The sequence below is a fragment of the Methylobacterium sp. WL9 genome, assembly GCF_008040035.1.
Taxonomy (GTDB): Bacteria; Pseudomonadota; Alphaproteobacteria; order Rhizobiales; family Beijerinckiaceae; genus Methylobacterium; species Methylobacterium thuringiense.
The window spans coordinates 15,884-38,774 of the sequence record NZ_VRVE01000022.1 but is presented as its reverse complement, the minus strand read 5'-3'; the positions used below and the strand labels follow the sequence as shown (position 1 = coordinate 38,774).

Here is a 22,891-nt window from a genome sequence, read left to right as displayed (position 1 = left end):
GTTCGCGTCCTCAGTTCCGACCGATCCGCTTGGCCTTGTCGGCGTCGAACCACCACAGGCCCGGGGTGCCGAGGGCGTATTTCGGTGGCGTGTCCGGATGCCCGAACACGTCCCAGACCGCGAGCTTGTAGTTCGGGGAGTACCACATCGGGATCCAGTAGCGACCGGCGCGCAGCACGCGGTCGAGGGCGCGGCAGGCGATGGTCAGCTCCGCCCGCGAGGCGGCGCCCGCGATCCGGTCGAGCAGCGCGTCGATCGCCGGCTCGCCGATTCCGGCGAGGTTGTTGGAGCCGGGGATGCCGGCCGAGCGCGCACCGAAGGCCTCGCGGATCTCGGGGCCGGGCGTCGGGTCGGCCCCCATGGCGCGGGAGGCGACATCGAAATCGAAGTCGCGGATCCGCGCTTGGTACTGCGAGGCGTCGACGATGCGCTGGCTCGCCTTGATGCCGATCAGTCCGAGATTCTTGATGAAGGGCTGGGTGATCGGCTCCCAAAGGGAATCGTTGTCCAGGAACTCGAATTCCAGCGGCTTGCCGCCGGGCAGGCGGATCGTTCCGCCCTCACGGGTGCAGCCGGCCTCCTTCAGCAGCGCGACGGCGCGCGCCAGCAACGTCCGGTCCTGCCCCGTCCCGTCGGCCGTGGGCAGGGTGAACGGCTCGCCGAAGACGTCCTTCACGAAAGACGCCGGCAGTTTCTCGCGCAACGGTTCGAGGAGCGCCAGTTCCTCGGCCGAGGGCGGCCCGCTCGCCATCTGGTCGGTTTTTTCGAAATACGAACTCGTGCGGGTATAGGCGCCGAACATCGCCGAGCGATTGGTCCAGGGGAAATCGAAGCAGAGCCCGATGGCCTCGCGGATACGCGGATCGCGAAACGCCTCGCGGCGGGTGTTGAAATACCAGGCCTGGATGTTGGGCGGCGACAGGTCGGGCAGGGTGTCGCGCTTCACGCGGCCCTCGCGCACGGCCGGGAAGTCGTAGCCGTTCGCCCAGATCCGCGAGGTGTATTCCTGCCGGTAGGTGAAGGCGCCGCCCTTGAAGGCCTCGAACGCCACCTGCCGGTCGCGAAAGTACTCGTAGCGGATCCGGTCGAAATTGTTCTGGCCGAGCGTCACCGGCAGGTCCGCCGCCCAGTAGTTGGGGACGCGCTCGTGCTCGATGAAGCGGCCGATCTCCATGCGCCCGACCCGGTAGGGGCCGGAGCCGAGCGGCGCCGTCAGCGTCGGCTCCTCGAAGTCGCGCGTGTTAAAGTAGGCGGCGGAGAAGATCGGCAGTTGCGCCACCACCAGCGGCAGGTCGCGGCTGCGGCCGGCCGCGAAGCGCACCACCAGCGTCTCGTCGTTCTCGGCCGAGGCCTCCACCATGTCGCGGATCACCTGCGAGATGGTCGGGTGGCCCTTCTCCTTCAGGATCGACAGCGAGAACGCGGCGTCCTTCGCCGTCAGCCGGGTGCCGTCGTGAAAATGCGCCTGCGGGCGCAGGAAGAAGCGGTAGGTCAGGCCGTCCGGGCTGATCTCGACGGCGCGCGCGACGAGCCCGTAGAGCGCGTCCGGCTCATCGAGGGCCCGCACCATCAGGGTGTCGAAGGCGAGGTTCATCCCCGCCGCGCCGTTGCCGCGGAAGACATAGGCGTTGAGGGTGTCGAAGGTGTCGAAAGCCTGGTTGCCGAAGGTCTGGACGATCTGCGCCGAGAAGCTGCCGCCGCGCGGAGCCTCGGGGTTCACGTAGTCGAAGCTGCGAAAATCGGCGGCGTATTTCAGGTCGCCGAAGCTGGAGAGGCCGTGGCTTACCCGTACCTCGGCGGCGTGGGAGCCCTTCGGAAGCACACCGAAAGCGGCGAGCGCACCTACGCCTACAAGCAGATCGCGCCGGGCCAGCCTGACTCCCCTCCCCCTTGTGGGGCGGGGTAGGGGTGGGGATGGAGCCGAAAGAGGTGCTGCGGTGCCTTCTGCACCACCCCCACCTCCAACTCCTCCCCACAAGGGGGAGGAGAGCCCGTCGAGACGCCGGCTCAACGCGGCGCCCCGGTCTTCGCGGCGAGTTTGTCGTCGTACCACCACGTCGCGGGGAAGCCCGATCCGCCGTATTTCGGCAGCACGGCCGGCCGCGAGAAGCGGTTCCAGTGGATCGTCCGCGTCACCGGCGAGGACCATTGCGGCAGCACGTAGTTGTGGGCGAGCAATACTCGGTCGAGGGCGTGGGTCGCGGCGATCTGGCTCTCGCGATCGGTCGAATAGATCAGCTTCTCGATCAGCGCGTCGACGGCTGGATCCTTGATGCCGGCGATGTTGCGCGTGCCCGGCTTGTCGGCGGCGGCCGAGCCCCAGAACTCGCGCTGCTCGTTGCCCGGCGAGAGCGATTCCGGCCAGTTCGAGGTCGTGATGTCGAACTCGTAGCCGCGCATCCGGTTCTGGTACTGCGCCTGGTCGATCACCCGGATCGAGCTCTGGATGCCGATGAGCTTCAACTGCGCGGCAAACGGCAGGATCACCCGCTCGAACACGTTCTGGAATTCCAGGAACTCCACGGTCAGCGGCTCAGCCGTAGCCTTGTTCACCATCTGGCCGCCCTTGAGCTCGTAGCCGGCCTCGCGCAGCAGTTTTACGGCTTCGCGGAGATTGGCGCGCACGGCCTCGGGCGTGTCGTTGACCGGGTTCCTGTAGCGCTCGGTGAAGACGCTGGCCGGGACCTTGTCCTTCAGCCCCTCCAGCAGCGCCTTCTCGGCGCCCTCCGGCAGGCCTTGCGAGGAGGCCAGCTCGGAGCCGTAGAAGTAGGAATCGATGCGGCCGTAGAGTCCGTAGAACAGCTGCCGGTTCATCTCCTCGAAGTTCATGGCGAGGTTGAAGGCCCGGCGCACGCGCTCGTCCTTGAACTTGTCCCGGCGCAGGTTGAACACGAAGGCCTGCATGATGCCGGTGCCGCGGCCCGGAAATTCCTCCTTGATCAGGCGGCCTTCCTTCACGGCGGGGAAGTCGTCGTAGGAGGTCGCCCAGTTGCGGGCGACGTTCTCGGTGCGGAAGTCGTAGAGATCGCCCTTCAGGGCCTCCAGCAGCACCGAGCCATCGCGAAAATACTCGAAGCGCACCGTCTGGAAGTTGTTGCGCCCGAGATTCACGGGCAGGTCCTTGCCCCAGTAATCGTCGACGCGCTCGTAGACCGCGCTGCGGCCGGCATCGATCTTGGCGAGGCGATAGGGGCCGGAGCCGAGGGGGATCTCGAGTGTGGTCTGGGTCGCATCGCGCGGCTTGCCGCTGGCGTCCTTGCCGGTCCACCAGTGCTTCGGCAGCACCTGCATCTGGCCGAGCACCTGCGGTAACTCGCGGTTGCCGGCCTCGTCGAAACGGAAGGTGACCTCGCGCTCGGCGGTCTGCTCGGCCTTCGAGACGCTCTGGTAATAGGCCGCGTAGAACGGGCTGTTGGCCTTCAGGGTCTCGAACGACCAGATCACGTCCGCGACGGTGAGCGGCTGGCCGTCGTGCCACCTGGCCTGCGGGCGCAGCCGGTAGGTGACGGACTTGCCGTCCTCGGCGATGCGCACGCCCTCGGCGATCTGGCCGTAGGAGGAGAACGGCTCGTCGGCCGAATCCTCCATCAAGGTCTCGTAGATCTGCGTGATCCCGCCCTCGAGGTCGCCCTTGAGGCCGTTGACGATGAAATTGAGGTTGTCGAAGCCGCCCTGCGCGCCGAGCCGCACGAGGCCGCCCTTGGGCGCGACCGGGTCGGCATATTCGAAATGCTTGAAGTCCGGCGGATATTTCGGGTCGCCGAGCAGCGTCAGCGCATGGCGCCAGGTGCCGGGGGCTTCCTGGGCCGACGAAACCGCCCCCCCTTCGGCGGCCGAGGCCGCGCTCCTCCCGATCGTGGTGGCGAGGATGCCGGCCAGGAAGGGGCGGCGTCCGATCACGGTAGATGAGCTCACGTCTGTGCGGTCTCCCGAACGGGTCCGATCGATCGGAGGCCGTTCTAGGCCGGTGCGTCGGCGAAGGCCAATCGGGCGCTTGCGCGCAGCCCGACCGGGAAAGAGGCCGCGGACTGTGAGGCAGCCGGTCGGCCGTCAGGTCGCGGCGCCGACGGTGTCGGCCATGTGGGCGTCGCGAACCCCGAGCGGCTGAGGGTCGCCGACGGTGGTGTCGTTCGCCGTCTGATGCTCCATTTCGGCATTCACCTGGGCACCCATCAGCACGATGATCGTCGAGATCCAGATCCAGGTCATGAAGCCGATTGCGGCGCCGAGAGATCCATAGGTCTGGTTGTACTTGCCGAAGTTCGAAACGTACCAGGAAAACAGCAGCGAGCCGGCGAGCCACAGGAAGGCGGCGAGCATGCTGCCCGGCGTCACCCAGCGCCAGCGCGGCGCATCGCGGCTCGGGCCGTAGCGGTAGAGCAGCGCCAGCGCGCCGATCACCACGAGAAACAGCGCGGGCCAGCGCAGCAGAGCCAGCCACCACGCGCTCTCGCTCAAGCCGACGAATTTGAAGACGATCGGAAGCACCACGATCGCTCCGAATGCCGCCACGACGAACAGCAATGCGCCCGCGGTGAAGCTCAGCGAGACGAGGTTGAGGACGAAGACGTTTCGCCGCTCGCGTTCGTTGTAGACGAGGTTGAGCGCGTCGAAGACGTGCTTCATGCCGCCGTTGGCACTCCACACTGAGAGCACGATGCCGAGCGCCAGGGAGAAGCCGAGGGTGGCGTCGCCCTTCTCGTTGAGCCGCTTGACCTGCTCGCCGACGATCTCGAGGGCGCCAGCGGGCAGCACGCCCTGGAGCGCGGCGAGGTTGTCGTTGATGGTCGAGGCTTCGGCGACGAGCCCGTAGATCGAGACGAGGGCGGCGACCGCCGGAAAGATGGCGAGCAGCGCAAAGAACGTGACGCCGGCCGAGACCAGCATGATGCGGTTCTCGGCCACGTCACGATAGGTGCGCAGGAGGATGTCCTTCCAACCCTTTGCCGGAATCTCCGTCGGGCCATCCGCTGCTCGGCCGCGCTCACCCTGTGTCGCGGCGACCCGGCGCGCATCGCCTCCCGTATGTGACGGCGGCAACTGGCGGGGTGCCTCGTCGATCGAAGGTTTCGCCCCCTCTCGGGACCGGCCGCGCCTCGGTAATGAGACGACGCCGATGAGCGCGACCCCCAGCGCCAGCGTCCAGATCGCGGAACCGCCTTGCGCGGACGGATCGCGGGTCGTGTGATGTGCTCGCGCCATGACGGACCCTCGGATCGCCCTCGACTCCGGACAACCGCCGTCGCGCATGAGATATCCGCCGCGACGCGGCGAATTCGCCGGCATCGGCGATGGCGGCACCGGCCTGATGGCGGCGGAGGTGCGGCGGCAACGAAAAAGGCCGGCCCTGTCGGGGCCGGCCTTTCGGACTCTGCGAGGATGCCTATTGCGGCTTCGGCTCGCCGCCGTTGTCGTCGGTCTTCGTGTCACCCTCGGGCTTCGCCTCGGCCGGCTCTTTGGCGGGCGTGGCCTCCTCGGGCTTCTTGTCCACGGCGGGAGGTGTCTCGGCAGGCTTCGCGTCCTCGGCCTTCTTTTCCGGCTCGGCGGGCTTAGCCTCCTCGGCAGGCTTGGACTCTGCGGGTTTGGACTCCGCAGGTTTCGTCTCCGCAGGCTTGGCGTCTTCAGCCTTCTTTTCGCCCTCGGCGGCCTTGCCGTCAGGCTTCGCTTCGCCCTCGGCCTTCTTCTCCGGCTCGGCAGGCTTGGCGTCGGGCTTCGCCTCACCCTCGGCCTTCTTGTCGCCTTCGGGCTTGGCCTCGTCCTTCTTGCCTTCGTCTTTCTTGGGCTCGTCCTTCTTCTCCGCGGCCGGCAGCGGCTTCGGAGTCTCGGCGAGCGTGCGCAGATAGGCGATGACGTTGGCGCGCTCGGGTGCCGCAGAGATGCCCTGGTAGGACATCTTGGTGCCCTTCACGTACTCGCTCGGCTTGGTCAGAAACCCGTCGAGTTCCTCGTAGCCCCACTCGCCGCCCTTGGCCTTCATGGCCTCGGAATAGCCGAAGCCCTCGTGCGAGCCCTTCTTGCGCCCGACGACCTCCCAGAGGTCCGGGCCGACCTTGTTCGGGCCGCCCTTCTCGAAGCTGTGGCAGGCCTGGCAGGCCTTGGTGCCGGCCTTGCCCTTCTCGGCGTCGGCGCTGGCGAGCAGCACCGCGATGCCCTCCTTCGGAGCGGCCGCCTCGCCGCCCCCGGCCGGCGCGGCGCCGCCGTGCTCACCACCCTCGGAGCCGCCGGGCAGGGCATAGCCCGCCTTTCCGGCCGGTTTCGGCGTGTAGATCAGTTCCGCGAGAAAGCCCGTCCCAAACGCGAACAGCAGGGTCCCGAGCACGGCGCCCGCGACCTTGTTCAACTCGAAAGAGTTCATTCTCGACGGCTCCGGCGTGCTGTGTCCTGGACCTGGTCTCGATCGGCCCCGACGCAAGCGTCGCCGGACTTTGGAGGGTTTCGAAGGTGCTTAGCCGCTCGGCCCCGTTTCGTGCAATGGCCGCGCGCGTCGTGCGGGGTCGCATCACGCCTTTTTGGGGTCTCCCGGGTGGCAACGGTCACGGTTACAGGTTTCGGGACCGGCCGGCACGGTTCCATGACAATGGCCGCTGCCCCTGTTAAGCACCGGCCCGAAGCGAGCCGTCTCGCGCGCCTATCCCCGAAAAAATGTCCGATCCCCTCGTCCTGATTCCCGCCCGCCTCGCCGCGACGCGCCTGCCGAACAAGCCGCTGGCCGAGATCGCCGGCGAGCCGATGATCGTGCATGTCTGGCGCCGGGCCGTGGAGGCCGGCATCGGCCCCGTGGTGGTCGCCACCGACACGGCCGAGATCGTGACGCTGATCGAGGCGCAGGGCGGCCTCGCCGTGATGACCCGCGTCGATCATGCCAGCGGCTCGGACCGGCTCGCCGAGGCCCTGGAGACCATCGACCCGAACGGCCAGCACGACGTCGTCGTCAACGTGCAGGGCGACCTGCCGACGATCGACCCCGCCGTGATCGGCGCCGTATTGCCGCCCCTCGCCGACCCCTCCGTCGACATCGCCACGCTCTGTGCGGTGATCACGCAGGCCGACGAGGCGGAGAACCCGAACGTGGTGAAGCTCGTCGGCCACCATGTCGGCCCTGGCCGCCTGCGGGCGCTCTACTTCAGCCGGTCGCGCGCGCCGTGGGGCGACGGCCCGCTCTTCCACCATATCGGCCTCTACGCCTATCGCCGGAAGGCGCTGACCCGCTTCGTCGCCCTGCCGCAGGGCGAGCTCGAACAGCGCGAGAAGCTGGAACAGCTCCGTGCGCTGGAGGCCGGCATGCGCATCGACGCGATGATCGTCGACGACCTGCCGCTCGGCGTCGACACCCAGGCCGATCTCGACCGCGCCCGTGCGCTGATGGCGCGCCGGCGGCTCAACTGATCCCCGACGGCCGCGAACCATGACCTCTTCTGCGATCGGCCGTCGGCAAGCGCGAATGCGCGTCGCCGCTGATGCGGCGGACGTCCGCGACCGTCTTCGGTCGTGGACAACACAAGAAGGTCCGAAACAATGACCGAGAACACCATCGCCTATCAGGGCGAGCCCGGCGCCAACTCGCACATCATCTGCGCCCAGGCCTATCCGCACTGGTCCTCCCTGCCCTGCCCCACCTTCGAGGACGCCTTCGCGGCGGTGACCGAGGGCCGGGCGGCGCTGGCGATGATCCCGATCGAGAACTCGATCGCCGGCCGCGTCGCCGACATCCACCACCTGATCCCGACCTCGCCGCTGCACATCGTCGCCGAGCATTTTTTGCCGATCCATTTTCAGCTGATGGCGCTGCCGGGCGCGCGGATCGACGGGCTCACCAGCGTGCACAGCCACATCCATGCGCTGGGCCAGTGCCGCCGCATCATCCGGCGCCTCGGCCTCAAGGCCGTGGTGGCGGGCGATACGGCCGGCGCGGCGCGCGAGGTGATCGAGGCGGGCGATCCGACCCGCGCGGCGCTCGCCCCGGCGCTGGCGGCGCAGGTCTACGGGCTCGACATCCTCGAAGAGGACGTCGAGGACGAGGCCCACAACACGACGCGCTTCGTGGTCTTTTCGCCCGAGCCCGGGCCGGGCGTGCCGCCTGGGACGGAGAGCGTGACGAGCTTCGTCTTCCGGGTCCGCAACATCCCGGCCGCGCTCTACAAGGCGCTCGGCGGTTTCGCCACGAACGGCGTCAACATGACCAAGCTCGAAAGCTACATGGTCGAGGGCCGCTTCACCGCGACGCAGTTCTACGCGGAGGTCGACGGCCACCCGAACGATCCGGCGCTGCTGCGCGCCTTCGACGAACTGCGTTACTTCTCGCGCGAACTGCGGATCGTCGGGACGTATCCGGCGCACCCGTTCCGCGAGACGACGCGGGCGGCGGCGGAGTAGGGGCCGATCGAACCTTCGCCGACCAGCCTCTCTCGCCGGTACGATCGCGGCACCTTTCCCGGACGCCTGCAGCGAAGCGAAAGGTGATCCGGGATCCAGTACGAAAACCGGCCGCGAAGCGGCTCTCGATCTCTGCCGTTGGTGGAAACATACGGACGCTTCGCGAAAGGGTCCCAGATCGCATTCCGCTGACGCTCCATGCGTCCGGGAAAGGGGCTGGAGCTTACGGCCAACGTCGCGCTGCGTTCGCGATCAGTCGGCGATCACGTTCGGAAACCGCCCGGCCAGGCCGCGCCGCGTCGCCTCAGCCCAGCTGCGCGAGCGCTCGGCGCGCGGCGTGTCGAGGGGAACCTCGGCGACGAGGGTCGCAGGGCGTCCCGAGAGCAGCAGCAGCCGGTCGGCGATCTCGATGGCCTCGTCGACGTTGTGGGTCACCATCAGCACGCTGGTGCCGAAGCGCGCCACCGCCGCGACGACGAGGCCGCGCAGGCCCGCCGCGGCGGCATCGTCCAGCGAGACGAAGGGCTCGTCGAGGACGAGGATGCGCGGCTCCTGCGCCAGGGCGCGGGCGAGCGAGACGCGCCGCTGCATCCCGAGCGAGAGCGCGCCCGGATAGCGCGAGCGCCACGGCTCCAGCCCGAGCGCCTCGAACAGCGCGTCGAGATTCTTGTCACGGTGCGGGCGTGGAAGCGCCAGGCGGACGTTCTGCTCGACGCTGCGCCAGGGCAGCAGCCTCGGGTCCTGGAACACCATGGCGATGCCGGCCTCGGCGGGATCCGGCAGGACGGTGCCCTCGTACTCCGCGTCGAGGCCGAGCAGGATGCGCAGCGTCGTGGTCTTGCCGGCGCCCGAGGGGCCGATCAGACAGGTGATTTCGCCTGGACCGACCTCAAAGGCGAGGTCGCGGACGGCCTCGACCGGCTCAGTGCCGGCCCGGCGATAGACCTTTCGCGCAATCGCGACGCGCAGCAGCGGCGCGACCGCCGGCCGGTCCAGGATCGCGTCGGCGCCAGCGGCGGACTTAACGCCAGCGGCGGACATGAGCATCGATCGGCTGGAGGATCAGGGTGTCGATCGCGAGCATCACGGTCATGAAGACGAGGCTGTAGCCGATCACCGCGGTGACGTCGAAGAGCTGGAAATAGTAGTTGATGGCGAAGCCGACGCCGTTCGGCCGGCCGATCAGCTCGACCACGAGCACGATCTTCCAGGCGAGGGAGATGCCCGAGCGCGCCGCCGCGATCACGAAGGGCTGGAGCTGCGGGATCAGCACGTTGCCGATCCAGGTGCGCCGGTCGAAGCGATAGCTCGCCGCCATCTCCTCCAGCCCCGGATCGAGCCCGCGGGCGCCCTCGCGCATGATCACCGCGACGTTCGGCAGCTTGTTCAGCGCCACCGCGACGATCGCCGCCGTCTCGGTGAGCCCGAGCCAGACATAGGCGAGCACCGTGATGACCAGGGCGGGGGTGTTGAGGATCACCAGCAGCGGCGTGTCGAGGATCTGATCGGCCCATTTGGACCGTCCGAGCACGATGCCGAGCAGGCAACCGAGACTCATCGCGATGACGAAGGAGATCGCCACGCGCATCAGGGTGATACCGACGTTGAAAAAGAGGTCGCCCTTCTGAGCCTCCCGCCCGATGAAGGCAGCGACGGCGGCGGGCGAGGGCAGCGTGCGCACGTCGGCATAGACCGACACGGCCTGCCACAGCACCAGCAGCACGACGAGCGAGGCGAGACGCGCGAGGAGAGCCATACGCGTGTCAGCGACTCCGGAGGCCACAATGGGGTCTCATGGCCTCAACCATTGCCGGCCGCATCGAGATAGAGGTTCGGCGGCAGGGTCTTGGCCTCGCCGACGAGCTGTTCGCCGCCGGTGCGCACCAGGGTCGCGAAGATGTGTTCGCCGTCGACCCGCTCAGCCTCGATCGTGCGGCGCGGGATGCCGGCCAGGAACTGGCGCTTGAGGGCCTCAAACGTGGCGTCGTCCTCGGCCGCCATCAGCGGCCGCACGGCATTCCAGGCCTCGGGCTCGCCGGCCAGGATCTCCTTGGCGGCGCGGGAGGCGCGGGCGAAGCCCTGCACGGCGTCGGGGTGCTGCGCGACGGTCTCGCCCTCGAACAGGTAGCCGATCAGCGCGACCGCACCCTTGGCCCCGAAGGCCCGCATCACGTCGTCGGCGCTAATCAGCCGCTTGAAGCCCTTGGCCTCCAGCCGCGCGCAGTATTGCCAGTAGAGCAGCGCCGCATCGAGTTCGCCGGTCTCGAGCTTCTGCGCCAGCAGCGGCGGGGCGCCGAAGGCGAGCTTGGCGGTGTTCTCGAGGTCGATGTCGCCGGTCTCGCGCCCCTGCGCCTTCAGCAGCACCCAACTCTTGTCGAGGGCTCCACCGGCGACGCCCAGCCGCTTGCCGGAAAGGTCCTTGAGGCCCTTGATCGGGCTGTCGGCGGGCACCATCACGGCGCCCTCGGTGGTGGAGTACGGCAAAAACTTCACGCCGCGCCCCTCGCTGCGCAGCCGCGCCGCCCAGATCAGGTCGCCGACGATGGTGTCGAGCTGCTTGCCCTGGAAGGCGATGCGGGCGGCGTCGTTGCCGGCGAGCTTGACTGTCTCCAGGGTGAAGCCGTTCGCCGTATCGAGGCCGCGCGCCTTGATCACCGCCGCCTCCCAGGCCGCGGTGCCGAACGGGAGCACACCGAGCTTGATGGTCTGCGACGCCGCGCGAGCGGGCAGGATCGCCGGCATGGGCCACAGGGCCGCTGTCGCGAGCAGTCCGCGCCGTGACAGCATGGGCGCCATCTCCCTGAACTCTGGGGATCGACACCCGGCACCGCGTGCCGGACGCAATCTCTTGAGTTTCAAATAAGGTTTCGCCACCCCGGCGTCCACCGCCGAGACGGGCTTGCCTCTGCGGCAAATCCCGGAGGACCGGGTGCTTGAACCCTACGGGAAGTCGGCGCAGGCTTTCTCACCAAAAACCTTAACTGGATCACGGGAGAGACGAACATGACCAAGGCAAAAGTCTTCGACGAGGCAGAGGTCGAGGCGCGGCTGAAGAGCGAGCTGCCGACCTGGCGGCTGGAAGACGGCTGGATCCGGCGCACCTACAAGACGGCGGGCTGGAAGGGCACGCTGATGGTCATCAACACCGTCGGCCACCTCGCCGAGGCAGCCTTCCACCATCCCGACCTCACGGCCTCCTATGCCTGGGTCGAGGTCCGGCTGATGAACCACGCCGCCAAGGGCATTACGGAGTCCGACTTCGCCCTCGCCAAGAAGATCGAGGAGGTGGTGATGTGGCAGCCCGGCCTGGACGAAGGCAGCCCGCTCTCCGGCACCCCGGAAGACCCGCGCTTCGCCTACATCAAATACGATAAGTAGCTGGATTTACCCCCCAACCCGTCATTCCGGGGCAGCGCAGCGGAACCCGGAATCCATGATTGGGCGCAGCGGCGAGCGCGCATCTCGGATGGGTTCCGGGTTCTAGCCTACGGCGAACCCAGGAATAACGGCGGTGGGTTTCGAGGCAGGACGAAGGTCCGTCAGCCGCTCAATCCACCGCCGCCACCACGATCGTATCCCCGTCGAGCCGGGCCTGCACCGCCTGTCCCCAGTAGCGCTCGCCGAGATCGTCGGCGGTCTTGTAGAGGCCGTCGATGGCGATGAGTTCGGGCTCGAAGCGCCGGGCCAGGATGCGGGCGTTGGAATCCCCCACCGCCCCGGCGATCGCCCGGCCCCGCAGCGCGCCGTAGACGTGGATCGAGCCGCCCGCGATGATCTCGGAGCCCGAGGCGACCGAGCCGATCACGGTGACGTCGCCCTCGAGATGCTGAACCACCTGCCCAGAGCGCACCGGCGCATCGAGCACCAGCGAGCGCGCCCGTCCCGCCGGCTTGGCGACGGACGTGGCGGGCTCGGCGGCGATCGCCCGCGCCTCGCCCGCTTCCGGCACGGTGACGTCGTCGGCCGCCTTGCCACCGGTCAGCGGCGGCGGGAAGCCCGGCCCGAGCGAGGTCGGGCCGATGCCCTCGATACCGAGGATGGTGATGTTGCGCTGGGCGAGCGCCGCGCAGAGGTCGGCGAGATCCGAACGGTCGAAGCTCAGGCCCGTCACGTCGAGGATGATCGCCCGGACCGTCAGGAAGGCCGGCGCGCGCTGCTTCAACTCGTCCAGTTCCGTGAGCCACTGGGCGATCGGCGGCACGGGAGCCAGCACCATGGCGAGGAACGAGCGGCCGCGGAAGCGGATCGGCGGGCGGGGGGAGGCAGGGCCGGTCAAGGCTGTGTCCGCTGAGCGTCGGGAGGTGGAGGGCGTCCCGTCCTTATAGCAGGTTGCGCGCCGCGCCCGCCGCCGCGCCGCCCCGTCAACACGTTTCCGACGCGCCGTTTTCCCCGTGCGGGGACCGCATGCGCCGCGGTGTCTTGCCGGATGCGACGGCTGTCTCTATTGCAGCGCCACACGATCAAGCCTTCCCCGCCCGACGCCGAGGGCCGCATGATGCGGTCCCCGCCTTGTCGGGCTCGACCCGTTCCGGACGCAATCTCCCGATGAAGCTGCGCAACATCGCCATCATCGCCCACGTCGACCACGGCAAGACCACGCTCGTCGACAAGCTGCTGCAGCAGTCGGGCACCTTCCGCGACAACCAGCGCGTCGAAGAACGAGCGATGGACTCGAACGACCTCGAGAAGGAGCGTGGCATCACGATCCTGGCCAAGGCGACCTCGGTCGTCTGGAAGGACACCCGCATCAACATCGTCGACACCCCCGGCCACGCCGATTTCGGCGGCGAGGTCGAGCGCATCCTGTCGATGGTCGACGGCGTGATCGTGCTGGTGGACGCGGCCGAGGGCCCGATGCCGCAGACCAAGTTCGTGGTCTCGAAGGCGCTGAAGATCGGCCTCAAGCCGATCGTCGCCGTCAACAAGGTCGACCGTCCGGACGCCCGCATCACCGAAGTCGTCAACGAGGTGTTCGACCTGTTCGCGGCGCTCGACGCCACCGACGATCAGCTCGACTTCCCGATCCTCTACGGTTCGGGCCGCAACGGCTGGATGGGCGATTCGCCGGAAGCCTCGCCGGAAGACGGCCTCGCGCCGCTGTTCGAGCTCGTGCTGAAGCACGTGCCGCCGGCCCGCGTCGAAGAGGGTCCGTTCCGGATGCTTGGCACGCTGCTCGAAGCCAACCCCTTCCTCGGCCGCATCATCACCGGGCGCATCGCCTCGGGCACGGTGAAGCCGAACCAGTCGATCAAGGTCATGGACCGCACGGGCAAGCTCGTGGAGACCGGCCGCGTCTCGAAGATCCTGGCGTTCCGCGGCCTCGAGCGCGCGCCGATCGACGTGGGCGAGGCCGGCGACATCGTCTCCATCGCGGGCCTCGTGAAGGGCACCGTGGCCGACACCTTCTGCGATCCGCAGGTCAACGAGCCGATCCAGGCCCAGCCGATCGATCCGCCGACCGTCACCATGTCCTTCATCGTCAACGATTCGCCGCTCGCCGGCACCGAGGGCGACAAGGTCACGAGCCGCATGATCCGCGACCGCCTGTTCAAGGAGGGCGAGGGCAACGTCACGCTCAAGATCGAAGAGGCCGCCGACAAGGACTCGTTCTACGTCTCCGGCCGCGGCGAGCTGCAGCTCTCGATCCTGATCGAGACCATGCGCCGCGAGGGCTTCGAGGTTGCCGTGTCGCGTCCGCGCGTCGTCCTGGAGAAGGACGAGAACGGCGAGATCCTGGAGCCGGTCGAAGAGGTCGTGGTCGACGTCGACGAGGAGTATTCAGGCGTCGTCGTGCAGAAGATGTCCGAGCGCAAGGCCGAGATGATCGAGATGCGGCCGTCCGGCGGCGATCGCCTGCGGCTGGTCTTCCACGCCCCGACCCGCGGCCTCATCGGCTACCAGGGCGAGCTGATGACCGACACCCGCGGCACCGCGATCATGAACCGGCTGTTCAAGGCCTACGAGCCCTTCAAGGGCGAGATCGCCGGCCGCCGCAACGGCGTGCTGATCTCGAACGACAAGGGCGAGGCCGTGGCCTACGCCATGTGGAACCTCGAAGACCGCGGCCCGATGATGATCGAGCCCGGCGCGAAGGTCTACCAGGGCATGATCGTCGGCGAGCACAACCGCGAGAACGACCTCGAGGTGAACGTGCTCAAGGGCAAGAAGCTCACCAACATCCGCACCACCTCGAAGGACGAGGCCGTGCGCCTGACGCCGCCGATCCGGATGACGCTGGAGAAGTCGCTGGCCTGGATCCAGGACGACGAGCTGATGGAAGTCACGCCGAAGTCGATCCGCCTGCGCAAGATCTACCTCGATCCGAACGACCGCAAGCGCTTCGAGCGCAGCAGCAAGGACGTCCTGACCGCCTAATCCCGTCGGGCCACACGGCGGCCCGACGAGAAGGTTCACACCGAAACGGCCCGGGGCGCCACCGCCCCGGGCCGTTTCGCGTTCGGGATTGCCGGCGCGCTTCGCGGGCGAGTAGGGCACGAAGCCGATGCCGGGTCCCCGTGATGCGGGAGTGCTGTCCCGCCTTCACGGGGTTCTTCCTGTACGATCCCAGCCGCCGGCAGATGCGTCCGGCGCTCCGTGCCTTCATCGACTTCTTCGAGAAAGGGTGAGCGGCCGGCTCGGTCCGGCGGCCGTTTTCGGGCCGATGCCCTAAATCGCCCTGCCGACCACCGCCCCGATGCCGGCCGTGACGGCCATGGCCAAGGCGCCCCAAAAGGCGACGCGGACCATCGCCTTGGGGATGTCTGCCCCGCCGGCGCGCGCGCCGAGCGCACCCAGCAGCGCCAGAAGCACCAGGGACGCGGCCGAAACCGCGTAGACGGTGAGCCGGGGCGGCGCGAGCAGGGCCACAAGCAGCGGCAGGATCGCTCCGGCGGCGAAGGTCGCCGCCGAGGTCAGCGCCGCCTGGACCGGACGGGCCGTGGTGAAGGCCGAGATGCCGAGCTCGTCGCGGGCGTGGGCGCCGAGCGCATCCTTGGCCATGAGCTGGTCGGCCACCCGGGCGGCGAGGTCCGCATCGAGGCCGCGGTCGACGTAGATCTGCGCCAGTTCGAGCCGCTCGGCGGCCGGGTCCTGCTCCAGTTCGCGCCGCTCGCGGGCGAGGTCCGCCCGCTCGGTATCGGCCTGCGAGCTGACCGAGACGTACTCGCCCGCGGCCATCGACATCGCCCCGGCCACGAGGCCCGCGCTTCCGGCGACCAGGATCTCCGTGGGCGCGGCTGCCGAGGCGGCGACGCCGACGATGAGGCTCGCCGTCGACACCAGCCCATCATTGGCGCCGAGCACGGCGGCGCGCAGCCAGCCGATGCGGTCGACGAGATGATGCTCCGGATGCGTCGATCTCACGGGCGGTCGATCCTCATGGCCGGTCCCGCCGGCCATTGCCGGGGGAGCCGCCGCATCTGCAGGATAGGACCGGGTTCGGCCCGGCGTGAACGGATCCGGCGACATGGCCATCCGCCACCTTGCACCTTGACAGTAACGCGCACGGCCCGAGATCACCTTCGCCCGCCACGCGCACGGAAGCCCCATGACCGATCCCAACCGCCGCGCCCTCCTCGCCGGCACCGCGGGCGCGCTGATCGGCGGAGGCCTGATGGCAGGCCCGAGCGCCGCGCAGAATCTCGTCGAGGGTCCCGACAACTGGGCGACCATGAACCGGGTCGAGCGCGACGCCGCCTACAACAACTCCGCCGCCGTGCCCGAGGGCGCCGGCATGATCGACCGCTGGAACGCGGACTCCGTGGAGCTGCGGCGGCAGCACAAGGACACTGTCGACCTCCCCTACGGCCGGAAGGAGCGCAACCGCTGGGACCTGTTCCCGGCCAAGAACCCCGGGGCGCCTTGCCTCGTGTTCATCCATGGCGGCTACTGGCAGTCGCGCTCCCGCGAAAGCTTTGCCTGCCTCACCGACGGCGTGCGCGAGGCGGGGATGGCGGCGGCGCTGCCGGGCTACACGCTGGCGCCGGAGGCGAGCCTCACCGAGATCCTGGCGGAACTCATCGCGGCGCTCGACTGGCTCGGCCGCGAGGGGCCGAAGCACGGCATCGCGGGGCCGGTGATCGTGTCGGGCTGGTCGGCGGGCGGGCATCTCGCGGCGCGGCTGCTGTCGCATCCGAGCGTGCGGGCCGGGCTCGCCATCTCCGGCATTTTCGAGTTGGCGCCCCTGCGCGACACCTATCTCAACGACAAGCTCAAGCTCACCGACGAGGAGGTGGCGACGCTGTCGCCGCTGCGGCTACCGGCGGTGGAGAAGCCGCTGACGCTTGCCTACGGCACGTCGGAGCTGTCGCCGCTGGTCGAAAATTCCCGCGTGCTGCATGCCTTCCGCGCGGCGCAGCACGCCCCCGGCGCCCTGATCCCGGTGCCGAAGGCGAACCACTTTTCGGTGCTCGACGCGTTGAGGCCGCGTGACGGCGTGCTGGCGCGGGCGGCGATCGATCTCGCCTACGGGCTGTGAGCGCCGGTCAGCGGCGCAGCATGCGCAGGGCTGCGTCGTTCAGGTAGGCCATGCCGAACAGGGCGAGGCCGAGGGTGAGGGGGGCGGAGCTGAAGACGGCCATCGGGGACTTCCTTGTCGCTTGGGGAAGGGCCTGAGGTTCAGGCGCGAGTATCGGGGCAGAGGACCTTGCCCGCAAGGGCGAGGCCGATGGTGAGGGCGGCGATCGCGATCATCGACATTCGGCAGCTTTCACATCGGGGACGGGGCGGCCGGGTGCCGAGGCACGCCGGCCGGAGCGCGGGGCTCAGTCGTCGTCCTTGTCGGCGGGCTTCTCCTTGGTGATGGCGCCCGTCTTCGCGTCGGCGTGGAATTCGATCAGCTTGCCGTCCTTCGTGGCCTTGCCCTCCCAGTGGCCGTCGTCGGCCTCGACTTCGCGGATGTCGGCATAGCCGGCCTGGCTCAGCGCCTTGACCACCTGGTCCATCGGCATCCAGTCCTTGCCGGGCTGGTCGGCGAGCGCCGGGGCGGCGGCACCGAGGGTGAGGCCGAGGACGAGGAGCAGTGCGGTGGGGGTCTTGGTGAAGGTCTTCATGGGGTCGATCCTGGGTTCGTTGCGGATGCCCCCTTTTCGCAGCGCCCCACCCCGCGGCCCTGACGCGCCCTGTCAGCGTTCTGTCAGCCGGCGTCTCGTAGTGTCGCGCGCATGTCCCGCCTCCCCGCCCTCGCCCTCCTGCTCGCCGCCCTTGCAGGCGGCGTATCCCTGTCCGTGCAGGCGAAGGACGACCAGGAGCAGGCGCGCCAGGCGGTGGAACGCGGCGAGATCCGGCCCCTCGACGAAATCCTCGCCGCCGCGCGAAAGGCCGTACCGGGGGACGTCGTCGCCCTGGAACTCAAGCGGAAGCATGGAAGCTGGCTCTACGAGATCAAGATCCTGGCCGCCGAGGGAAAGCGCCGCGAGGTCAAGGTCGACGCGAAGTCGCTCGCGATCCTGGGTCAGGAAGATGACGACGACGATGATTGAGTCCGACGGCCTCTGGTTGCGAAACTTTCAACGATCGGCCGTCAGCAAGCGCGACCGCGCGTCGCCACGATCGCACGTCTTCAGACTGCGAAAACTTGCCTTCATGCGGCGGACGGTCATCAAGGCCCCGGCCTCGATGACCACCCAAGAAGAGCATCTTCGATGCGTATTCTGATCGTCGAGGACGAGCCGCGCATCGCCGAGGACGTGCGGCAGGGCCTGGAGCGGGCCGGCTACGTCGCCGACGTGGTGGGCGACGGCGAGGCGGCGTGGTTCCAGGCGGAGGTCGAGAGCTATGACGCCATGGTGCTCGATCTCGGCCTGCCCCGCCTCGACGGCCTCAGCGTGCTGAAGAAGCTGCGCGCGACGGACAAGCCCCTGCCCGTGCTGATCCTCACCGCCCGCGACGGCTGGCGCGAGCGCGTCGAGGGCATCGACGCGGGCGCCGACGACTACCTCGTCAAGCCGTTCCGGATGGAGGAGCTGGTGGCGCGGCTGCGCGCCATCCTGCGCCGCAGCGCCGGCCACGCCTCGCCCGTGCTCAAGGCCGGCCCGGTCGAGCTCGACACCCGCACCCGCGAGGTCGGCGTCGAAGGCCGGCCGATGAGCCTGACGGCGCTCGAATACCGGCTGCTCGCCTTCCTGCTGCACCGGCAGGGACAGGTGGTGCCCCCGGGTGAACTCCTGGACCACCTCTACGATTCCGGCACGGAGCGCGAGGCCAACGCCATCGAGGCGCTGCTGACCCGCCTGCGGCGCAAGCTCGGCGTGCCCTTGATCGAGACCCGCCGCGGCCACGGCTACATCATCCCGGCCGATTCCGAGGCGTCGTGAAGCTCCGCTCCCTACGGCTGCGGCTGAGCCTCGCCGCGGCGGGGCTGATCGCCCTGGCGCTCGCCCTCGCGGGTGCCGGGCTCGTCCTGATCTTCGACCGGGTGCTCGACGCGCGCACGGCCGAGGACCTCGACCGCACGGCGAAATTTCTGGCGGGGCAGGTCTCGCGCGCGCCGGACGGCCGCCTGCAGCTCGGGGCCGAGCCGGCCGACCCGCGCTTGGCCACGCCCTATGGCGGCCTCTACTGGCAGATCGCGCCCGACGGACCGGACCGGGCGGCGGATCTGCACTCGCGCTCGCTCTGGGACAAGAGCCTCCCCTCCCCTCCAACCGATCGGCACACCGTCGACCTCGACGGGCCGGAAGGCGCGCGCCTGATCGCCGTCGGCCGCCGCATCACCATCGGCCGCGAGCCGGCGCCGACGCCGCTGACGATCACCGTGGCCATGGACCGGCGCGACCTCGCCGCGAGCCGCACCACCTTCCTCGGCCTGATCGTGCCGGCGCTGGTCGGGCTCGGCCTCGTCCTGGCGCTGGCCATGTCTGTCTTCGTACAGCGGGCGCTGCGGCCGTTCCGGGCGCTGCGCACGGATCTGCGCGCCATCCACGACGGCGCCCGCACCACGCTGCCGGGGGACTTTCCGGACGAGGTCCAGCCGCTGGTCGACGACCTCAACCGGCTGATCGGCGTGCAGGAGCGCGCCCTCCAGCGCGCTCGGACCCAGGCCGGCGACATGGCGCACGGCCTCAAGACGCCGCTGGCAGTGCTGACGGCCCTCGCCCGGCACAGCGCCGACGACCGGCCGGAGCTCTCGGCCGAGATCGAGGGACAGGCCCTCGCCATGGGCCGGCAGGTCGAGCGGGCGCTGGTGCGTGCACGCGTCGCCGCCGCGGGCAATCTCCGCCGCCGCGCCTGCCCGGTCGCCCCGGTGGTCGCGCGCCTCGTCGCGACTTTGCGCCGGCTGCCGGACGCGGATTCGCTGTCGTGGGAGGTGAATGTCCCCGCCGCGCTGAGCTATCCCGGCGACGAGGGCGACCTCACCGAGCTGCTCGGCAATCTGTTGGACAACGCCCGCAAATGGGCCCACCGCCGCGTCGTCGTCACCGGCGCGTCGGACGGCTCGGACAGCCGCCTCGTCATCGCGGATGACGGTCCCGGCATGAGCGCGGCGGCCATCGCCCGCATTGCCCGCGGCCGCCGCTGGGACGAGACCAAGCCCGGCACCGGCTTCGGCCTTGCGATTTCTTCGGACATCGCCGAAGAGACCGGGGGGCAGGTCGCGTTGGGAGCGTCGGAGCTCGGCGGCTTGCAGGTCGCGCTGGAATGGCACACGGCCTGACGTGGCCGTAGGCGGACCGCCGAACGCGGCTCTATTCGACAGGGGGCTGCGCGGGCACCGGTTTGCGTCTTTGCACGATCGGCTTGGGCGTCGGCTTCGCTTTTCGATCCGCCGTCTCGGCGACGCCGTCGGACGCCAGCTTGATCGGAGCCGCCAGAGCGGGACGGTGCTTGGCCCGCTCGTCATGTGCGGCAGGCGCCGGCTTGAGCCTGGCATCGGACGGCCGCAGGGGCGGCCGCGGTGCGCGCACCATCGCGTGAGGCGCGAATGCCGGCTCCGGGGCCGCAGACGCGGCGACGGGCGGCACGGCATCCGGTTCCGGAACCTGGGGAACGGGGAGCGCCGCCACGCCTTGCGCCTCCGGCGCGACAGGCAGGCTTTGGGGTCGCGCCGGCTCCGGTGGAGCCGGAGGCGCCGGCACGATCGCCTGGCGGTCACGCTGCCCGTCGACAGCGGTCGCGGGGTTCGGATCCGCCGTCGCGCTGCGTTGACTGCAATTGCTGACGACGGCTTCGCGGGTCTCGTTCCCGATCGTCGCGCCGACGATGCAGGTCGCCGGATGGTAGACGAGTTCGAACTGAAACGATCTCGCTTCGTCGGAGGTGGTCTCGAACCGGCCGTCCAGGACGACGCGCTGGCGAGACTCGCTGGTCGTGCCGAGCACGAAAAGACGACCACCCGTGATCGTGGCGATCACGATCTCATCCGCGGCGACGGCCGCGGCGATCGAACCACCGTACCCAGCCAGGGATGCGGCGACCATCACCGCCCAAGCTGCGATCCCCCCGCGTCTCGAGCGGCCACACCAAATGAAGCGCACGGATCGAAGTCTCCTTCGATTTGATTGACGCCCGCTGGGTGCAAAATTCGCGCCCAGGCCGCCTGCCGGACACTATATTCGGCCAGACGCCGCCACTCAATCGTCCATCTTCAGTGCGGCGATGAATGCCTCCTGCGGGATCTCGACGCGGCCGAACTGGCGCATCTTCTTCTTGCCCTCCTTCTGCTTGTCCAGAAGCTTCCGCTTGCGGGAGATGTCGCCGCCGTAGCACTTGGCGGTGACGTCCTTGGAGAGGGCCTTGATGGTCTCGCGAGCGATGATCTTGCCGCCGAGCGCCGCCTGGACCGGAATCTGGAACAGGTGGCGGGGAATCAGGTCCTTCAGCTTCTCGCACATGGCGCGGCCGCGATGCTCGGCGCGCGAGCGGTGGACCAGCATCGAGAGGGCGTCGACCGGCTCGGCGTTGACGAGGATCGACATCTTCACGAGGTCGCCCTCGCGGTAGTCGGAGATGTGGTAGTCGAAGCTGGCATAGCCTTTCGAGATCGATTTCAGGCGGTCGTAGAAATCGAACACAACCTCGTTGAGCGGCAGGTCGTAGACGACCATGGCACGCTTGCCGACGTAGTTGAGGTCGACCTGGCTGCCGCGCCGGTCCTGGCAGAGCTTCAGCACGCCGCCGAGATATTCGTCGGGCGTCAGGATCGAGGCGCGGATCCAGGGCTCGTTGATCGCGGTGATCTTCATCACGTCCGGCATGTCGGCCGGGTTGTGCAGCTCCTTGGTCGAGCCGTCGGTCATCGCGAGACGGTAGACCACGCTCGGCGCCGTCGAGATCAGGTCGAGGTTGAACTCGCGCTCGAGCCGCTCCTGGATGATCTCGAGGTGGAGCAGGCCGAGGAAGCCGCAACGGAAGCCGAAGCCGAGGGCCGCGCTGGTCTCCATCTCGTAGGAGAAGCTGGCATCGTTCAGGCGCAGCTTGCTCATGGCGCTGCGCAGGGTCTCGAACTCGGCGGCGTCGACGGGGAAGAGCCCGCAGAACACCACCGACTGGACCTCTTTGAAGCCCGGCAGCATGTCCTTGCACTGCCGCTTGTCTTCCGTGAGCGTGTCGCCGACGCGGGTGTCGGCGACCTCCTTGATCGAGCCGGTGAAGAAGCCGACTTCGCCGGGGCCGAGCTCGGCGATGTCGGTCATCTTCGGGCGAAACACGCCGATCTTGTCGACGCCGTGCACGGCGTCGGCCCGCATCATGCGGATGTTCATGCCCTTCTTAAGCACGCCGTCGACGATGCGCACCAGCACGACGACGCCGAGATAGACGTCGTACCAGCTGTCGACGAGGAGGGCCTTGAGGGGCGCGTCGCGGTCGCCCTTCGGCGGCGGCAGCCGGGTGACGATCGCCTCCAGCACCGCCTCGATGTTGAGGCCGCTCTTGGCCGAAATCGCCACGGCGTCCGAAGCGTCGAGCCCGATCACCTCCTCGATCTGCTGCTTGATGCGGTCGGGCTCGGCCGCCGGCAGGTCGATCTTGTTGAGGACCGGCACGATCTCGTGGTTGGCGTCCAGCGCCTGGTAGACGTTGGCCAGCGTCTGCGCCTCGACGCCCTGGGAGGCGTCGACCACCAGAAGGGAGCCCTCGCAGGCGGCCAGACTGCGAGACACCTCGTAGGCGAAGTCGACGTGGCCGGGCGTGTCCATGAGGTTGAGGACGTAATCCTTGCCGTCCTCCGCGCGGTATTCGAGGCGCACGGTCTGCGCCTTGATCGTGATGCCGCGCTCCTTCTCGATATCCATCGAGTCGAGCATCTGCTCGCTCATGTCGCGGAGCGCGACCGTGCCGGTGGTCTGGATCAACCGGTCGGCGAGCGTCGACTTGCCGTGGTCGATATGCGCGACGATGGAGAAGTTGCGGATGTTGTCGATGGGTGCGGTGGTCATCATGGTCCCCGGCGCGAGGCGGCCCGTCCGAGGGGCTGGCGGCGCACGGCAGGTCTGAAGAGGGAAGCGTCCGAGCCGCGGGAGATAGCAGCGGCAGGCCTCAGCGCCAAGGCGGCACGCGAACGCGCCGCCCAGAGCCCATG

The 22,891-nt window shown here is 68.8% G+C and carries 20 protein-coding genes and 1 pseudogene; 9 read left to right on the top strand and 12 right to left on the bottom strand.

Features of this window, described 5'->3' with window-relative positions:
- Nucleotides 1-10: 10 nt before the first annotated feature.
- From FV217_RS09585 to FV217_RS09570, 4 genes are all read right to left on the bottom strand, one after another.
- Nucleotides 11-1,822: an extracellular solute-binding protein gene (locus tag FV217_RS09585; protein ID WP_246682750.1), complete on the bottom strand. Its 1,812-nt coding sequence runs from the start codon at nucleotides 1,820-1,822 to the stop codon at nucleotides 11-13.
- Between the two features lie 185 nt (nucleotides 1,823-2,007).
- Nucleotides 2,008-3,915: an extracellular solute-binding protein gene (locus FV217_RS09580; RefSeq protein WP_147816964.1), complete on the bottom strand. Its 1,908-nt coding sequence runs from the start codon at nucleotides 3,913-3,915 to the stop codon at nucleotides 2,008-2,010.
- Nucleotides 3,916-4,050: 135 nt separating this feature from the next.
- Nucleotides 4,051-5,202 (bottom strand): YihY/virulence factor BrkB family protein, encoded by a 1,152-nt coding sequence (locus FV217_RS09575; protein ID WP_147816963.1) that lies wholly within the window; start codon nucleotides 5,200-5,202, stop codon nucleotides 4,051-4,053.
- A 181-nt stretch (nucleotides 5,203-5,383) separates the two neighbouring features.
- On the bottom strand, nucleotides 5,384-6,355 hold the full coding sequence (locus FV217_RS09570; protein ID WP_147816962.1) for a cytochrome c family protein: 972 nt from the start codon (nucleotides 6,353-6,355) through the stop codon (nucleotides 5,384-5,386).
- 287 nt (nucleotides 6,356-6,642) lie between these two features.
- On the opposite strand from FV217_RS09570, the gene FV217_RS09565 reads away from it, so the two are divergent.
- Nucleotides 6,643-7,386 (top strand): 3-deoxy-manno-octulosonate cytidylyltransferase, encoded by a 744-nt coding sequence (locus FV217_RS09565; RefSeq protein ID WP_147816961.1) that lies wholly within the window; start codon nucleotides 6,643-6,645, stop codon nucleotides 7,384-7,386.
- A 129-nt stretch (nucleotides 7,387-7,515) separates the two neighbouring features.
- Entirely contained in the window at nucleotides 7,516-8,373 is an 858-nt protein-coding gene (locus tag FV217_RS09560; RefSeq protein WP_147816960.1) for a prephenate dehydratase, read from the top strand.
- Nucleotides 8,374-8,625: 252 nt separating this feature from the next.
- On the opposite strand, the gene FV217_RS09555 is transcribed toward FV217_RS09560, so the two are convergent.
- The 3 genes from FV217_RS09555 to FV217_RS09545 are packed head-to-tail and all read right to left on the bottom strand — an operon-like array spanning nucleotide 8,626 to nucleotide 11,160.
- Entirely contained in the window at nucleotides 8,626-9,414 is a 789-nt protein-coding gene (locus FV217_RS09555; RefSeq protein ID WP_147816959.1) for an ATP-binding cassette domain-containing protein, read from the bottom strand.
- On the bottom strand, nucleotides 9,395-10,129 hold the full coding sequence (locus tag FV217_RS09550; RefSeq protein ID WP_147816958.1) for an ABC transporter permease subunit: 735 nt from the start codon (nucleotides 10,127-10,129) through the stop codon (nucleotides 9,395-9,397). The genes FV217_RS09555 and FV217_RS09550 overlap by 20 nt, the downstream gene beginning before the upstream one ends.
- 44 nt (nucleotides 10,130-10,173) lie before the next feature.
- Nucleotides 10,174-11,160, bottom strand: coding sequence for an ABC transporter substrate-binding protein (locus tag FV217_RS09545; protein WP_147816957.1), 987 nt, complete (start codon nucleotides 11,158-11,160; stop codon nucleotides 10,174-10,176).
- Nucleotides 11,161-11,376: 216 nt separating this feature from the next.
- On the opposite strand from FV217_RS09545, the gene FV217_RS09540 reads away from it, so the two are divergent.
- Nucleotides 11,377-11,751, top strand: a complete 375-nt coding sequence (locus FV217_RS09540; protein WP_147816956.1) for a 4a-hydroxytetrahydrobiopterin dehydratase — start codon at nucleotides 11,377-11,379, stop codon at nucleotides 11,749-11,751.
- A gap of 169 nt (nucleotides 11,752-11,920) precedes the next feature.
- Here the strand turns inward: FV217_RS09540 and minC are convergent, their stop codons facing one another.
- The gene (minC, locus tag FV217_RS09535) at nucleotides 11,921-12,589 is read right to left on the bottom strand and encodes a septum site-determining protein MinC (RefSeq protein WP_238232817.1); all 669 of its coding nucleotides are present in this window, start codon (nucleotides 12,587-12,589) and stop codon (nucleotides 11,921-11,923) included.
- Between the two features lie 329 nt (nucleotides 12,590-12,918).
- Between minC and typA the strand changes: the two genes are divergently transcribed.
- Nucleotides 12,919-14,748, top strand: coding sequence for a translational GTPase TypA (gene typA, locus FV217_RS09530; protein WP_147816954.1), 1,830 nt, complete (start codon nucleotides 12,919-12,921; stop codon nucleotides 14,746-14,748).
- A 134-nt stretch (nucleotides 14,749-14,882) separates the two neighbouring features.
- A pseudogene (locus FV217_RS23370) lies at nucleotides 14,883-14,999 on the top strand (LysR family transcriptional regulator); the annotation flags it as partial.
- Between the two features lie 40 nt (nucleotides 15,000-15,039).
- Here FV217_RS23370 and FV217_RS09525 read toward each other — a convergent pair.
- Nucleotides 15,040-15,735, bottom strand: a complete 696-nt coding sequence (locus FV217_RS09525) for a VIT family protein (RefSeq protein WP_147816953.1) — start codon at nucleotides 15,733-15,735, stop codon at nucleotides 15,040-15,042.
- 184 nt (nucleotides 15,736-15,919) lie between these two features.
- On the opposite strand from FV217_RS09525, the gene FV217_RS09520 reads away from it, so the two are divergent.
- Nucleotides 15,920-16,849: an alpha/beta hydrolase gene (locus FV217_RS09520; RefSeq protein ID WP_238232803.1), complete on the top strand. Its 930-nt coding sequence runs from the start codon at nucleotides 15,920-15,922 to the stop codon at nucleotides 16,847-16,849.
- Between the two features lie 286 nt (nucleotides 16,850-17,135).
- Here FV217_RS09520 and FV217_RS09515 read toward each other — a convergent pair whose 3' ends face one another.
- Nucleotides 17,136-17,423 carry a PepSY domain-containing protein gene (locus FV217_RS09515; RefSeq protein ID WP_147816952.1) on the bottom strand — a complete coding sequence of 96 codons (288 nt, stop codon included), beginning with the start codon at nucleotides 17,421-17,423 and terminating at the stop codon, nucleotides 17,136-17,138.
- A 111-nt stretch (nucleotides 17,424-17,534) separates the two neighbouring features.
- On the opposite strand from FV217_RS09515, the gene FV217_RS09510 reads away from it, so the two are divergent.
- The 3 genes from FV217_RS09510 to FV217_RS09500 all read left to right on the top strand — a co-directional run bounded on the left by FV217_RS09510 (nucleotide 17,535) and on the right by FV217_RS09500 (nucleotide 20,026).
- On the top strand, nucleotides 17,535-17,852 hold the full coding sequence (locus FV217_RS09510) for a PepSY domain-containing protein (protein ID WP_147816951.1): 318 nt from the start codon (nucleotides 17,535-17,537) through the stop codon (nucleotides 17,850-17,852).
- Nucleotides 17,853-18,014: 162 nt separating this feature from the next.
- Nucleotides 18,015-18,686, top strand: a complete 672-nt coding sequence (locus tag FV217_RS09505; protein WP_147816950.1) for a response regulator transcription factor — start codon at nucleotides 18,015-18,017, stop codon at nucleotides 18,684-18,686.
- Nucleotides 18,683-20,026 carry a HAMP domain-containing sensor histidine kinase gene (locus FV217_RS09500; protein ID WP_147816949.1) on the top strand — a complete coding sequence of 448 codons (1,344 nt, stop codon included), beginning with the start codon at nucleotides 18,683-18,685 and terminating at the stop codon, nucleotides 20,024-20,026. The genes FV217_RS09505 and FV217_RS09500 overlap by 4 nt, the downstream gene beginning before the upstream one ends.
- A gap of 31 nt (nucleotides 20,027-20,057) precedes the next feature.
- Here the strand turns inward: FV217_RS09500 and FV217_RS09495 are convergent, their stop codons facing one another.
- A complete protein-coding gene (locus FV217_RS09495; RefSeq protein ID WP_187272501.1) occupies nucleotides 20,058-20,789 on the bottom strand; it encodes a hypothetical protein in 732 nt (243 codons plus the stop codon).
- Nucleotides 20,790-20,942: 153 nt separating this feature from the next.
- Complete coding sequence (gene lepA, locus FV217_RS09490; protein ID WP_147816947.1) at nucleotides 20,943-22,748, bottom strand: translation elongation factor 4; 1,806 nt, start codon at nucleotides 22,746-22,748, stop codon at nucleotides 20,943-20,945.
- Nucleotides 22,749-22,891: the final 143 nt, after the last annotated feature.